General features: G+C 34.3%; 14 protein-coding genes and 1 riboswitch. Of the genes, 7 read left to right on the top strand and 7 right to left on the bottom strand.

Features of this window, described 5'->3' with window-relative positions:
* Positions 1-2: 2 nt before the first annotated feature.
* Genes leuD through Q0663_RS09080 form a run of 3 tightly spaced genes read right to left on the bottom strand, consistent with a single transcriptional unit; the run spans position 3 to position 3,141 of the window.
* A complete protein-coding gene (gene leuD / locus Q0663_RS09090) occupies positions 3-584 on the bottom strand; it encodes a 3-isopropylmalate dehydratase small subunit (RefSeq protein WP_299009756.1) in 582 nt (193 codons plus the stop codon).
* Positions 584-1,966, bottom strand: coding sequence for a 3-isopropylmalate dehydratase large subunit (gene leuC, locus Q0663_RS09085; protein ID WP_299009753.1), 1,383 nt, complete (start codon positions 1,964-1,966; stop codon positions 584-586). Before leuC ends, leuD begins: the two co-directional genes overlap by 1 nt.
* A complete protein-coding gene (locus Q0663_RS09080; protein ID WP_299009751.1) occupies positions 1,966-3,141 on the bottom strand; it encodes a 2-isopropylmalate synthase in 1,176 nt (391 codons plus the stop codon). Before Q0663_RS09080 ends, leuC begins: the two co-directional genes overlap by 1 nt.
* Positions 3,142-3,273: 132 nt before the next feature.
* On the opposite strand from Q0663_RS09080, the gene Q0663_RS09075 reads away from it, so the two are divergent.
* The gene (locus Q0663_RS09075; protein WP_299009748.1) at positions 3,274-4,836 is read left to right on the top strand and encodes a hypothetical protein; all 1,563 of its coding nucleotides are present in this window, start codon (positions 3,274-3,276) and stop codon (positions 4,834-4,836) included.
* A 216-nt stretch (positions 4,837-5,052) separates the two neighbouring features.
* Here the strand turns inward: Q0663_RS09075 and metF are convergent, their stop codons facing one another.
* The 3 genes from metF to Q0663_RS09060 form a co-directional block, all read right to left on the bottom strand.
* Positions 5,053-6,009 carry a methylenetetrahydrofolate reductase [NAD(P)H] gene (gene metF, locus Q0663_RS09070; protein ID WP_299009745.1) on the bottom strand — a complete coding sequence of 319 codons (957 nt, stop codon included), beginning with the start codon at positions 6,007-6,009 and terminating at the stop codon, positions 5,053-5,055.
* A gap of 240 nt (positions 6,010-6,249) precedes the next feature.
* Entirely contained in the window at positions 6,250-8,925 is a 2,676-nt protein-coding gene (metH, locus tag Q0663_RS09065) for a methionine synthase (RefSeq protein ID WP_299009740.1), read from the bottom strand.
* 3 nt (positions 8,926-8,928) lie between these two features.
* The gene (locus Q0663_RS09060) at positions 8,929-9,945 is read right to left on the bottom strand and encodes a homocysteine S-methyltransferase family protein (RefSeq protein ID WP_299009738.1); all 1,017 of its coding nucleotides are present in this window, start codon (positions 9,943-9,945) and stop codon (positions 8,929-8,931) included.
* A 50-nt stretch (positions 9,946-9,995) separates the two neighbouring features.
* A riboswitch (SAM riboswitch) is annotated at positions 9,996-10,100 on the bottom strand.
* Positions 10,101-10,354: 254 nt separating this feature from the next.
* On the opposite strand from Q0663_RS09060, the gene Q0663_RS09055 reads away from it, so the two are divergent.
* The 6 genes from Q0663_RS09055 (at position 10,355) to Q0663_RS09040 (ending at position 13,262) form a co-directional block, all read left to right on the top strand.
* On the top strand, positions 10,355-10,813 hold the full coding sequence (locus tag Q0663_RS09055; RefSeq protein WP_299009736.1) for a DUF1905 domain-containing protein: 459 nt from the start codon (positions 10,355-10,357) through the stop codon (positions 10,811-10,813).
* An 11-nt stretch (positions 10,814-10,824) separates the two neighbouring features.
* Positions 10,825-11,478, top strand: a complete 654-nt coding sequence (gene nth / locus Q0663_RS09050) for an endonuclease III (RefSeq protein ID WP_299009734.1) — start codon at positions 10,825-10,827, stop codon at positions 11,476-11,478.
* A 196-nt stretch (positions 11,479-11,674) separates the two neighbouring features.
* Positions 11,675-11,905, top strand: a complete 231-nt coding sequence (locus tag Q0663_RS09045) for a transposase (protein ID WP_299009731.1) — start codon at positions 11,675-11,677, stop codon at positions 11,903-11,905.
* Positions 11,906-12,003: 98 nt separating this feature from the next.
* Positions 12,004-12,690 carry an IS3 family transposase gene (locus Q0663_RS12695; protein WP_367171451.1) on the top strand — a complete coding sequence of 229 codons (687 nt, stop codon included), beginning with the start codon at positions 12,004-12,006 and terminating at the stop codon, positions 12,688-12,690.
* Positions 12,648-12,896 carry an integrase core domain-containing protein gene (locus tag Q0663_RS12690; RefSeq protein WP_367171450.1) on the top strand — a complete coding sequence of 83 codons (249 nt, stop codon included), beginning with the start codon at positions 12,648-12,650 and terminating at the stop codon, positions 12,894-12,896. Before Q0663_RS12695 ends, Q0663_RS12690 begins: the two co-directional genes overlap by 43 nt.
* Positions 12,897-13,043: 147 nt before the next feature.
* On the top strand, positions 13,044-13,262 hold the full coding sequence (locus Q0663_RS09040) for a hypothetical protein (RefSeq protein ID WP_299009728.1): 219 nt from the start codon (positions 13,044-13,046) through the stop codon (positions 13,260-13,262).
* A 111-nt stretch (positions 13,263-13,373) separates the two neighbouring features.
* Here the strand turns inward: Q0663_RS09040 and cysM are convergent, their stop codons facing one another.
* On the bottom strand, positions 13,374-14,261 hold the full coding sequence (gene cysM, locus Q0663_RS09035; protein WP_299010727.1) for a cysteine synthase CysM: 888 nt from the start codon (positions 14,259-14,261) through the stop codon (positions 13,374-13,376).
* Between the last annotated feature and the right edge of the window lie 10 nt (positions 14,262-14,271).

Here is a 14,271-nt window from a genome sequence, read left to right as displayed (position 1 = left end):
TTTTATTTCATTGTTGCTTCAAAAGCTGTTATTTTATCTTTTTTACTGATTAAAAAATCTATATCGTCGTAACCATTTATCATACATAGCTTTTTGTATGTATTGATTTCAAAATCTACATTACCCACAGGTGTTTTTAGTACTTGATTTTCTAAATCCACTATAATAGTTGTGTCAGGTAATTCAGTTACTTTTTTTAACAGTTTTACTAAATATTCTTTAGGTACTTGTACTGGTAATATTCCATTATTAAGTGCATTTCCTTTAAAAATATCCGCAAAAAAACTACTGATGACTACTTTAAACCCGTAACCCGCTAAAGCCCATGCAGCGTGTTCTCTACTTGAACCACAACCAAAGTTATCTCCTGCTATTAAGATACTTCCTGCATAATTTGGGTTATTTAGCACAAAGTCTTCATTTAAACTACCATTCTTATTGTAACGCCAATCTCTAAATACATTATCCCCGAATCCTTCTTTATTGGTTGATTTTAAAAATCGTGCGGGTATAATTTGATCGGTATCTATATTCTCGGTTGGTAGTGGTACTGCGGTATCTATTAGTTTAACAAATTTATCCATTAGTTTAATTCTTTTGTAAAGTCAGTAATTTTTCCTTCAACAGCTGTAGCAGCTGCCATTAACGGACTTGCTAAAATGGTTCTTGCTCCTTGTCCTTGACGTCCTTCAAAATTTCTGTTTGAGGTTGATACACAGTATTCTCCTTCTGGTATTTTATCGTCATTCATTGCTAAACATGCTGAACACCCTGGTTGTCGTAATTGAAATCCTGCTGCTTCAAAAACTTCTTGTAATCCTTCTCGTTTTATTTGTTTTGCTACTTGTTGTGACCCTGGTACTAACCACGCATTTACATTCGCCGCCTTTTGTTTTCCTTTTATATAGTTTGCTGCCACTCTAAAATCTTCTATTCTTGAGTTAGTACAACTTCCTATAAATACATAGTTAACGGGTGTATTAATTAATGATTCTCCTTTTTTAAAGTTCATATACTGTAATGACTTTTCAAAGGAAACATCATTAAACTGGGGAATATTTTCTGAAATTTTTATTCCCATTCCTGGGTTGGTTCCGTAGGTAAGCATTGGTTCTATGTCTTCTGCCTTAAAAGTGTATTCTTTATCAAATTTTGCACTTTTATCAGTCTTTAATGTTTTCCAATAGGCTACTTTGTTATCAAACTCGTCTCCTTTTGGTGCAAACTCACGTCCTTTTACATATTCAAAAGTGGTTTCATCAGGAGCAATCATACCGCCTCTGGCTCCCATTTCAATACTCATATTACACACAGTCATACGTCCTTCCATAGACATTTCTTCAAACACATTTCCTGCATATTCGCAGAAGTATCCTGTACCTGAATTTGTTCCTAATTGTGCTATGATATACAAGATTACATCTTTAGGTAGCACTCCTTTTTTCAACTTACCGTTTACATTTACACGCAAACTTTTTGGCTTTTCTAATAACAAACATTGACTTGCAAATACTTGAGCTACTTGGCTTGTTCCAATACCAAAAGCAATGGTACCAAAAGCACCGTGTGTTGATGTATGACTATCTCCACAAACCATAGTCATTCCTGGTTGCGTAATTCCTAACTCGGGAGCCATTACATGTACAATTCCATTATATCGATGTCCTAAACCATATAAAGTAATATCATTTACTTTACAGTTTTGTGTTAACTGCTCTAGTTGATGCCTTGACAGTTTGTCTTTTATGGGTAAATGTTGATTTACGGTTGGCGTATTATGATCGGCTGTTGCTACTGTTTTGTCTGGTCGTGCAATGGGAATATTACGTTCTTTTAACTCGTTAAATGCTTGCGGACTCGTTACTTCGTGAATTAAATGTTTGTCTATATATAAAATTTGTGGTCCGTCTTTAACAGTATCCACCATATGCGCATCCCATACTTTATCAAATAATGTCTTTCCCATTAAGCTATGGCTATTTTTGAAATTTTATTTACATGTTTCATAATCTGATGAATATCTTCATCGATTACTTCTTTTTGTCTATCAGCAAATTGTAAGAATGTTTTATAAGCTGTATCTAACTGAATTTTAGTTAATTCATACCCTATCTTTTTTGCTCTGTAAGCCAAGGCTGCTCTTCCGCTTCTTGCAGTTAATACAATAGCACTTTCTGTAACTCCTACATCTGCTGGGTCAATAATTTCATAGGTTTCACGGTTCTTGATTACTCCATCTTGATGAATTCCTGAACTATGAGCAAAGGCATTTGCTCCTACAATAGCTTTGTTAGGCTGCACAGGCATTCCCATGCGTTCACGAACCATCATGCTTGTATCGTATAGTAATTTAGTGTTAATATCTGTTTGGAGGTTTAAATATGGATGCTGCTTTAAAATCATCACCACTTCTTCCAAAGCTGTATTTCCTGCTCGCTCTCCTATTCCGTTAACCGTACATTCTATTTGACGTGCACCATTGATAGCTCCTGCAATAGAATTTGCTGTAGCCAATCCTAAATCGTTATGACAATGACATGAAATAACTACATTTTCAATCCCTTTTACATTGTCTTTTAGGTATTTAATTTTTGCTCCATATTCTTCAGGTAAACAATATCCTGTAGTATCAGGAATATTCAATACTGTTGCTCCTGATTTTATAACTTCTTCACAAACTTTAGCTAAAAAAGCATTATCGGTTCTACCTGCATCTTCTGCATAAAACTCTACATCGTCTACAAAGTTTTTAGCATACGAAACAGCTTCTTTTGCTCGCCTAATCACTTCTTCTTTCGAAGCATTGAATTTATACTGAATATGTGAATCACTGGTACCAATCCCCGTATGAATCCTAGGCTTATTAGCAAATTTTAAAGCTTCTGCTGCTACCTCAATATCTTTTTTTACGGCTCTTGTTAATCCGCAAACAGTAGCATTTTTAACTAATTTAGCTATTTCTTGTACCGAAGTAAAATCTCCTGGGCTTGATACTGGGAACCCTGCTTCAATTACATCAACTCCTAAAAAATCGAGCCTTTCTGCAATAATTAGTTTTTGTTGGGTATCTAATTTACATCCTGGAACTTGCTCTCCGTCTCGTAATGTGGTATCGAAAATTTGAATTTTATCGCTTTGCATAAATCTAACTATGATTATCAAAATAAAAACCAAATGTATATATTGGCTTTTCTAGCAAGCTCTTTTTTAATGGGTTAGTTACGATATCAAAACAACAAAAAACAAAAATAAACCACTGAAAAACAAAAAGTTATGCGTAAGAAAAATACATTCTCCAATCAACAAAATGACGCTTTGTTTGTTTTGATAAAGTCTTTATCAAAGTCAGAAAAGCGTCAGTTTAATTTATATGTTGGTCGTTTAGGGGGTAATGTAGATGCGAAATTTTTTGCGCTTTTTAAATTGCTTGAAAAAGAAAAGAGTTATAACGAAAGGGCCATTATAGATAGCGGTGTGGTTAGTAAACAGCAATTATCTAACTTAAAATCACATTTATACAAGCAAATACTTATTAGTCTTCGTATGAATCCTTCTCATAAAAACATTCGAATTCAAATACGTGAGCAGTTAGATTTTGCTACTGTTTTATATCAAAAAGGACTATACAAACAGAGTTTAAAGCTGCTTGACAAAGCAAAAAATATGGCGGTTGAGAATGAAGAGAAGAATATTGCCTATGAAATTGTTGAGCTTGAAAAGGTTATTGAAAGTCAGTATATAACCCGAAGTATTGATACACGTTCTGACGAATTAACTGTTCAAGCAAAAGAGCTTAGTATGCAAAATGTTATTGCTAGTAAGTTATCTAATCTGTCATTACAATTGTATGGTACGTTGCTGAAAAATGGCTACGTAAAAAACGATGAAGAGCTGCAAGGAGTGAATACTTATTTTTACTCTAAACTTCCTGAATATACGTATGAAGACTTGGGTTTTAGAGAAAAATTATGGTTATACAAAGCACATTTGTGGCATAGCTTTTTAACGCAGGATTTTTTACAGTGTTATAAGTATGCTAACAAATGGGTAGATTTATTTAAGCATGATACTAAGAATATTTCTTTGCATCCTGTTTTTTATTTAAAAGGGAAAAACTACTTATTAGAGAGCTTATTTTTTATAAAGCATTATGATAAGTTTAAAGAAGAGCTTTCTTTATTTGAAAAGGAAATTAAAGAAAAAAGTATTCCGCAAAATAGTAATACTGAAATTTTAACTTTTCTATACTATTATGCTAACAAATTGCACTTACATTTCTTAGAGGGTAGTTTTTCTGAGGGTGAATACTTAGTGGCTATTATTAACGATAAGATTAATAGTTATAAGGATCGTCTTGATAATCATCATATCGTTGTATTTTACTATAAAATTGCTTGTTTGTACTTTGGTATGGGTAAAAACAAAGAGTGTATTTTGTATTTAAATAAGATCATTAAACCTAAAAATATTCAAGTAGCTAATGACTTACAGTGTTTTGCTAGGGTGCTTTCTTTAATTGCTCATTACGAATGTGGCTTGGATTATGATTTGGAACGTCAGTTTAAAGATACCTATCGTTTTTTACTAAAAATGGAAAATTTACAAGAGGTTCAAAAAGAGTTTATTTCTTCTATAAAAGCATTGGGAGATGTATATCCGCACCAAATAAAAAAGGAATTTAAAGGAATATATGACCGTTTAAAAGTATACGAGCATCATCCTTATGAAAAAAGAGCTTTTTTGTATTTGGATATTCTTTCGTGGTTGGAAAGCAAAATAGAAAACAAAACTGTGGCGCAAATTATTCAGGAGAAGTTTGTTGCTATTCAGAAATAACGCTTCGGCTGCGCTCAATGTCCTAAATTTCAAACAAAAAGAAACCTCAAAAACATACGTTTTTTAATGAGATAACCACGTTGTTACCATCCTCATTATGAAAGTACACTTTAGTATGTCATTTCAACCGAAGGGAGAAATCTCATTAAAACAAGTAACTCATACTCTTAAGATTTCTCACACTTCGTTTCACTCGGTTCGAAATGACGATTTATCTTAAAAAACTCCTTCAGCAATTTTTTGAATATTTGTTGATCTTCCCATTGAATAATAATGTAAAATAGGCACTCCTTTTTGTTGTAATTCCTTACTTTGAGCAATGCACCACTCTACTCCTACTTGTCGTACTTCTGCATTACTCTTACAATTCACAACCTCTTTTACCAAAGTATCTGGTAAATCAACTTTAAAACGGTGCGGAATTAAATTCAATTGCTTTTTGGTTGAGATTGGTTTTAATCCCGGAATAATAGGAACCATAATTTCCTCTTCTCTACATTTTTTTACAAACTCAAAATACTTTTGATTATCAAAAAACATTTGTGTTATCACATAATTTGCTCCGTTTTTAATTTTCTTTTTTAAAAAGTGAATATCAGAATCTAAACTTGGTGCTTCCATATGTTTTTCAGGATATCCAGCTACTCCAATACAGAAATCGGTTTTTGATGAGTTTTGCAAATTATCATCCAAGTATCTTCCTTTATTTAAGTTCTCTATTTGTGTAACTAACTCACTTGCGTATGCATGTCCATCATTTTCTGGCTTAAAATAAGTTTCGCTTTTTACTGCATCACCACGTAATGCAACTACGTTATCAATTCCTAAAAAATCGAGATCAATTAAGAAGTTTTCAGTGTCTTCTTTGGTAAATCCTCCACATAAAATATGAGGAATAGCATCTACTTGGTATTTATTTTGAATCGCCGCACAAATACCTACTGTACCTGGACGTTTTTTTACTACTTGCTTTTTTAAGAGTCCGTCTCCTAACTCTTTATACACGTATTCCTCACGATGATAGGTTACGTCTATAAACGGCGGATTGAACTCCATTAACGGATCAATATTTTTGAATATTGAATCAATCGTATCTCCCTTTAACGGTGGAAGAATTTCAAACGAAAACAACGATGTTCCGTTAGCATTTTGTATGTGCTCAGTTACCTTCATAAGTATGGCTTACAAAGGCGTATTTAGCTATACCAATGAAGCTGCAATTAACGATATTGCTGCCATTATCAGTAGCTGTATTGCAAATCGAATCTCTAAATTATACTTTTTCATTTGTCTAATTTTATTGATTTTTTTTATATGGCAATATTACTACTGTTTTGTAGTTTTTAGTTTACCTAACTTAAAACTTATTGTTAATTAAATACGCTCTTTTGTTTATTTATTTTAAAGTTATTATTAATTGTCTGATATGTTTGGATGTAACCATTTTCTAGCTTTTTCTAAGGGTATATTTTTTCGCTCTGCAAAATCTCTTACTTGGTCGTCTGTTATTTTACCTAACCCGAAATATTTAGCTTCTTCATTGGCAAAATAATATCCTGAAACGGCTGCTGCTGGCCACATGGCTAAGCTTTCTGTTAAGCTTACACCTATGTTTTCTTCTACCTGTAAAAGCTGCCAAATTGTTTCTTTTTCTAAATGATCTGGGCATGCAGGATATCCAGGTGCTGGACGAATTCCTTTGTACGCTTCTTTTATCAATTCATTATTGGTTAAGTTTTCTTCGGATGCATAGCCCCAATGTTTCGTTCTAACTCTGTGGTGTAAGTATTCAGCAAAAGCTTCAGCAAAACGATCAGCAATGGCTTGTACCATAATAGCATTGTAATCATCGTGATTTTCTTTGTATTGTAGCGCTAATTCATCAGCTCCAAAAATGGCAGTACAAAAAGCCCCTATATAATCCGTTCTTTCAATTTCCTTTGGAGCAATAAAATCTGCCAAAGCAAAACTTGGTTTTCCTTCTCGCTTTTTTAATTGCTGACGTAAGGTTCTAAACACTGCGATTTCTTTTCCTTTCTTTTGAACTGAAATATCGTCGTCGTTAATTGTGTTTGCTTCAAACAAACCGAAGATTGCTTTAGGTTTTAATGCTTTTTTTTCTATGATGAGTTGTAACATCTTCTGAGCATCTGCAAACAAATTGGTTGCCTCTACTCCTACTACTTCATCTTCTAAAATATCAGGAAAATTCCCATGTAAATCCCACGAGCGAAAAAACGGACTCCAATCAAAATATGGTACCAAATCTTTTAAACTTACTTGTTCTAATTTTTGTACGCCTAGTTCTTTTGGTTTAGTAATGTTAGTAGTCTCCCAATCTATTCTGAATTTTCGCTCTCTAGCTTCTTCAATTGGGATGTAGTGCTTCTGTTTTCCTCGTTTTAAGAATTTATCTCGAAACTCTTCGTAATCTTTCTTCAACTTGGCAACATATTCGTTTGAGGTTTCTTTATTTAGTAAATCTCCTACTACAGTTACCGCTCTTGATGCATCGTTTACGTGTACCACTGCATTTTTATACTGCGTATCAATCTTTACAGCAGTATGTGCTTTAGAAGTTGTTGCTCCTCCTATTAATAAAGGAATTTCCAAATTTTGACGTTCCATTTCTTTGGCTAAATACACCATTTCATCCAACGAAGGTGTTATCAATCCGCTTAAACCAATCGCATCTACGTTCTCCTTTTTAGCGGTTTCTATGATTTTTTCTGGAGGAACCATTACTCCTAAATCTACAATCTCATAATTGTTACAACCTAATACTACAGATACGATGTTCTTACCAATATCATGCACATCTCCTTTTACCGTTGCCATCAATATCTTTCCGATAGCTTGTTGCTCCTCGCTTTTCTCTGCTTCAATAAAAGGATTCAAATAGGCTACCGCTTTCTTCATTACTCGGGCAGACTTTACTACTTGTGGTAAAAACATTTTTCCAGTACCAAACAAGTCTCCTACTACATTCATTCCCGTCATTAAATGTCCCTCAATTACATGTAGTGGTTTTGCTACACTCAAACGTGCTTCTTCAGCATCTTCTTCTATAAAAGCATCTATTCCTTTTACTAAAGAATGTGTAATACGGTCTTGTAGTGGTAAACTTCTCCATTCTAAAACTTGCTCACTGCTTTCTTTTTTAGTTCCTTTTACCGTTTCAGCAAATTCTAATAAACGTTCTGTAGCATCGTCTCTTCTATCTAAAACAACATCTTCAATATGTTCTAATAAATCCTTCGGAATATCATCGTAGACTTCTAACATCGTCGGATTCACAATTCCCATATTCATCCCTGCTTTGATAGCATAGTATAAAAATACCGAGTGCATCGCTTCTCGAACGACATTATTTCCTCTAAATGAAAATGATACATTACTTACTCCTCCACTGACACTTACATGCGGTAAATTTTCACGTACCCATCGGGTAGCTTCTATAAAATCTAATGCATTTTTTCTATGCTCTTCCATTCCCGTAGCTACAGGAAAAATGTTTAAATCGAAAATGATATCTTCTGGCGGAAAACCAACAACATCCACTAATATTCTATAGGAACGTTCCGCAATTTCAATTCTTCGCTCGTAAGTATCTGCTTGTCCTACTTCATCAAAAGCCATGATAATTACAGCAGCTCCGTATCTTTTTATCTGGGTAGCTTCCCAAATAAATTTTTCTTCTCCTTCTTTTAGAGAAATAGAGTTTACAACCGATTTACCTTGTACTACCTGTAAACCAGCTTCGATAATTTCCCATTTAGAACTATCAATCATAATAGGAACCCTGGCAATATCAGGTTCAGAAGCTATCAAGTTTAAAAAACGTACCATTGCTTCTTTCCCTTCAATCAAACCATCATCCATATTAATATCGATGATTTGCGCTCCTCCATCTACTTGATGACGTGCAATTGCCAAGGCTTCATCAAATTTTTCTTCTTTTATCAATCGAAGAAATTTACGCGATCCTGCTACATTTGTACGTTCACCTACATTAATAAAATTACTTTCTGGAGTAATAATCAGTGGTTCTAACCCCGATAATTTCATGTATCTTCTTTCCTCACTCATTTACTAACTCTTATGTGATACCGAAATAAATTCAGCATGACGTGGTTTGTATTTCGCTGCTACTGCTGCAATAGCCGAAATATGCTTAGGCGTGGTACCGCAACATCCACCTATGATATTGATTAAGTTTTTCTTTAAATATTCTTCTATCTGATTGGCAGTTTCTTCAGGAGTTTCGTCATATTCTCCAAAGGCATTCGGTAATCCAGCATTTGGATGTGCAGAAATGGCAAAGTCCGTTTTAGAAGCAATTGCCTCTAAGTGTGGTTGTAATAAATTGGCTCCTAAAGCGCAATTAAATCCTACGGATAACAACGGAATATGAGAGATAGAAATTAAAAATGCCTCAGCTGTTTGTCCTGATAACGTCCTTCCTGAAGCATCGGTTATTGTACCTGAAACCATGATAGGAATTTCTATATTTCGTTCCGCTTTTATCTCTTCAATGGCAAATAAAGCGGCTTTGGCATTTAAGGTATCGAATACGGTTTCTACCAACAAAATATCTGAACCACCATCAATTAAAGCTTCTACTTGTTGCATATAAGCAGTGCGTAACTCGTCGAAAGTTACCGCTCTGTACCCTGGGTCATTTACATCTGATGACATGCTTGCCGTACGATTGGTAGGTCCGATAGAACCTGCTACAAAACGAGGTTTGTGCGGTTCTTTTGCTGTGAACTCCTCTGCTACTTCTTTGGCTATCTTAGCAGATTGGTAATTTAACTCGTATACCAAATCTTCCATTTGGTAATCTGCCATGGCAATGGTAGTTCCTGAAAAAGTGTTGGTTTCTACAATGTCTGCTCCTGCCGCAAAGTACTTTCTGTGTATTTCTTTTACGGCTTCGGGTTGTGTAATGGATAACAAATCGTTGTTTCCTTGCAACGGTGTTGGATAGTCTTTAAAACGTTCTCCACGAAAATCTTCTTCAGTAAATTTATATTCCTGAAGCATGGTTCCCATAGCGCCATCGAGCACAAGAATTCGTTTTTGTATTTCTTGATAAATGTTTGACATTCCTGATATTTAGTGTAATGTTATCAGGAAAAGAGGAAAGAAAATTCTTTTCGTTATCTCTCTGCCAAAGCAGTAGAATGTAGCACCTTCTTTGTTTGCACAAAGGGTTGCTAAGGTTTCAAAGGGTCTATTCCCTCCACCTTTCTTGATAACATCAATACGTTAATAAACGGAGCAAAGTTATCGTATTATTTTTTATTTACCCAATTTTTATTTTCATAATTAAATAACTAAATGAAAAAGAGCACTTTTACTACTAGGCAACAACATAATTTTGTTTTATATTAGATGCTTGAAACAAGAAGAATAAAATTGCTAAACTTCCGTTTATCACATTTATATATACGGATAAAAGTAGTTTTTGTTCTTTTATAACGAGTTACCTACAATATGAAAAAACCGATGGACATTGAAAAAACTGATTGACAATAAACAACTCGAACTAATATATGAACGAGGCAAAGGTGCTTGGACCTATCATATTGTTATTCCAAATACTGCCGAAATTGAGGGCAAATGGGGCTCACTAAAAGTTTCAGGAAGAATAGACAATTACCAGTTAAAATCAATGAATTTGGCTCCTCGCAAGGAAAAGGATAAAATGATTTCCATAAACAAGGAAATCAGAGATAAGATTGGCAAAGGTGGTGGAGACAAAGTTATGGTAACATTATTTTTACACACAAAAAATAGAATAAACGAAGATTTAGAAATTTTTCAATGTTTTAAAGATGCAGGCGTACTTGACAAATTTCAAGCTCTAAACGATAAGAAAAAAAAAGAGATTATTGATAGCATATACGAGCAAAATACAGAGGAACAACAGATAGATAAAATAAACACAATTATTAATCAATTACTTAACTAAACATTTGAAAAGTGGCAAAAAAGAAAATTGCAAAAATTTACGAGAAATTAAGCGACGAATACGAAATCTTCGCTGAAAACGACAACGAGTGGAAAAAAAACGGACTGAACAGTACCGATTTTAAAAGTTTGGTGTCAGTAATGCTCTCGACAATGACCCACACAAAAAGGGTAATCAGAGCTTGCAATGCTCTTTACGAAAAAGCCACAACGCCAAAAGAAATATTGGACTTAAGCGATGATGAACTGACCGAGTTGATTAAGCCGGTTGCACACTACAACAGAAAGACAAAACATCTAAAAGAAATGTGCCAACAACTGATTGACAAGCACAATGGGAAAGTCCCACGTACTGAAAAAGAACTTTTGGAATTACAAGGCGTTGGACGAAAATGTGCGGACATCTTAATGAACTTTAACTTTGGTGGCGACACCATCGCAGTTGACACACACGTTCACAGAGTTTTGAACCGACTTGGAATTGTGGACACCAAAACTAATGAACAGACCGCTGACGAAATCAACGAACTGACACCGAAAAAATACAAAAAACACGCTCACGAATGGCTGATACAGCACGGTATGAACATCTGCAAATCGAGAAAGCCAAATTGCGAAGAATGTATCGTTTCCGATTTAAGTGGCTACTACGAAAAGGCAAGTTAAAAGCAACAAAAAATACTGCAGGTAACAATGGCTATAAGTAATTGCTTGTTCTAGCCTACTTCTGAAAATCCTCGCGGATTTTCAGTTTGGTGCGTACTTGCAAAGTTAAGTGCTAAACCACGCAACTACTCATAGCCGAAACCGTTGTACACAAGCTTGACCCGTCCTGAATAAAGGCTACGTAATTTTAAACATTATGTATAAAAACGACAAAGTCATCAGACGGTATTCAGAACCTTTTAAACTGAAAATTTTAGACGAACTTACAACCGGAAAACTAAACAAGTATCAATTAGGTAAGGCGTATGGTATTGCACCAACTACCATTAATGAATGGATTAAGAAGTACAACTATGAAGACCTTATGAACACTAGAATAACAGTGAAAACTAAAGACGAAATAACACGTATAAAAGAACTTCAATAAGAGATTGAACAACTTAAAAAATTGTTGTTAAAGAAAGACTTGGATGCGATGATTCAAGATTCATACCTGGAAGTGGCTGCAGAAGACCTTGGTTATAAATCGGTTGCCGAACTAAAAAAAAAGTTAAATATAGAGCGGTAAGTAAAACTAAAGACAAAGCTAAAGGATTTGCGTCTTTAACCACTATTTGTAAGCCTTTCGGGATTAAACGTGATGCTTATTACAAGTATAAATACAGAGCTGATAAACGTTTAAAACTTGAACAACAGGTCATTCAAATTGTAAACCAAAAACGTAGATCCTTGCCTAGAGAAGGTGTACGTAAACTCAAAATATCTTTGAAAAACGATTTTGATAAAACTAACCTCAAAGTAGGCAGAGACACGCTTTTCAACATCCTTAGAAAACACAATATGCTTATAACCAGAAAGAAACCTAGCTATAGAACTACCAACTCTTTCCATAGGTTCTATAAACATAAAAACATCATCAAAGATTTACTTGTTAATAGACCTAATCAAGTCTGGGTATCTGATATTACCTATATCAGAACTGTAAAAGGATTTTGTTACTTGGCGCTCATAACCGACATGTATTCAAGGAAAATCATTGGCTATGACCTTAGTGATAGCCTTGAACTTAGCGGTTGTGTCAGAGCGCTTAAAAAGGCTTTATATCAAGCTAAAAACACTCAGAACCTTATACACCACTCGGACAGAGGAATACAGTATTGTAGTAATGTATACAAACAAATTTTAAAGAGAAAAACATCAAAATTAGTATAACAGAAGAAAATCATTGCTACGAAAACGCTATTGCGGAACGTGTAAACGGCATCCTAAAAGACGAATTCTATCTCGACCAGACCTTTGATAGCGTACAACACGCAAAAAGAGCAACAAAAAGTGCTATTAATCTATACAACCAAATTAGATTACATGTATCTTTAGATTATAAAACACCCAATATGGTATATTTAAAAACAGCCTAAATCAATTTTTAACCTGTAGCCATATTTCAGGACTAGACAGAGTTTAAAGACATCAAAAAAGGATACAAACCAATCCTTTTATATTTAGAAGATAATTCAAAAAACGAAGTTATTTTTCTAAGGTACAATTTAACCCCTAAATCATATATGGTTTATGATAATAAATGGAATATAATAGTAGATGATTTAAATCTACATGGATTAAAAGCCAAGGGAGACTTCATTTATTTTTATGAGTTAGTAAATGGAGAGAAAAAATATACAGCATATGATATTAATGGACAACTTATAGGTGAAAATAGAAATTTTAATCCTAACCAATTGTTAAACAACCACTTAACAACGATCATGATTTTAATTACTTAATCTCTACTTTATATAAATAGAATTTAGCTTATATTCCCTATTATGCAGGAATATAAGCTTTTTTTAAATTAAATCACTTGTTAAGCTTTCCTTCTAAGGAATACTAGTCTTTTACTGGAACAAATCCGAAGATAAATAGCGATCTCCTCTGTCGCAAATAACCGCTACAATTACACCTTTTTCAATGGTTTGAGCTATTTCCAAAGCTGCATGTACCGCTCCTCCACTACTCATACCTGCAAAAACACCTTCTTCTTGCGCTAACTTTCTAGTCATATTTTTAGCGTCATTTTCATCTAACTCTACGATTTGGTCTACCTTGCTTTTATTAAAGAATTTTGGTTGGTATTCTGGCGACCACTTACGAATTCCTGGTATTCTAGCTCCATCTTTAGGCTGTGCTCCTATAATTTGTACTTCTGGATTTTGTTCTTTTAAATAAGTAGAAACTCCCATGATGGTTCCTGTAGTTCCCATCGCCGATACAAAATGAGTTATTTCTCCCTCTGTATCGTTCCAAATTTCCGGACCTGTAGTTTTATAGTGTGCTTTCCAATTATCAGTATTTTCAAACTGGTTTAGCATAAAATACCCTTTTTTATAGCGTAGTTCTAAGGCGACATCTCTAGAACCTTCAATACCTTTTTCTGCATCAGTTAAAATAACCTCAGCTCCGTAAGCACGCATCGTTTTTACACGTTCTTCCGTAGAGTTTTCTGGCATAACCAAAACCATATTTACTCCTAATATTTTTGCCATGAGCGCTAACGCAATTCCTGTGTTTCCACTAGTTGCTTCTACTAAATAGTCTCCATGACGGATATTTTTCCTTTTAATAGCTTCAGCAATCATATTAAAGGCTGCTCGGTCTTTTACACTTCCACCAGGATTGTTTCCTTCTAATTTTAGCAATAACTTCACTCCTTCTTTTTGAAGGATGTTAGAAACTTCTATTAGAGGTGTATTTCCTATGCTATCTATTATCGTTTTAGTTTTCATGGTTACTTTT

Origin of the sequence: uncultured Tenacibaculum sp., from assembly GCF_947504135.1 — a bacterium.
Classification (GTDB): domain Bacteria; phylum Bacteroidota; class Bacteroidia; order Flavobacteriales; family Flavobacteriaceae; genus Polaribacter.
Note: the sequence above shows the minus strand (reverse complement) of the source record. Positions and strands in the feature narration are given on the sequence as shown.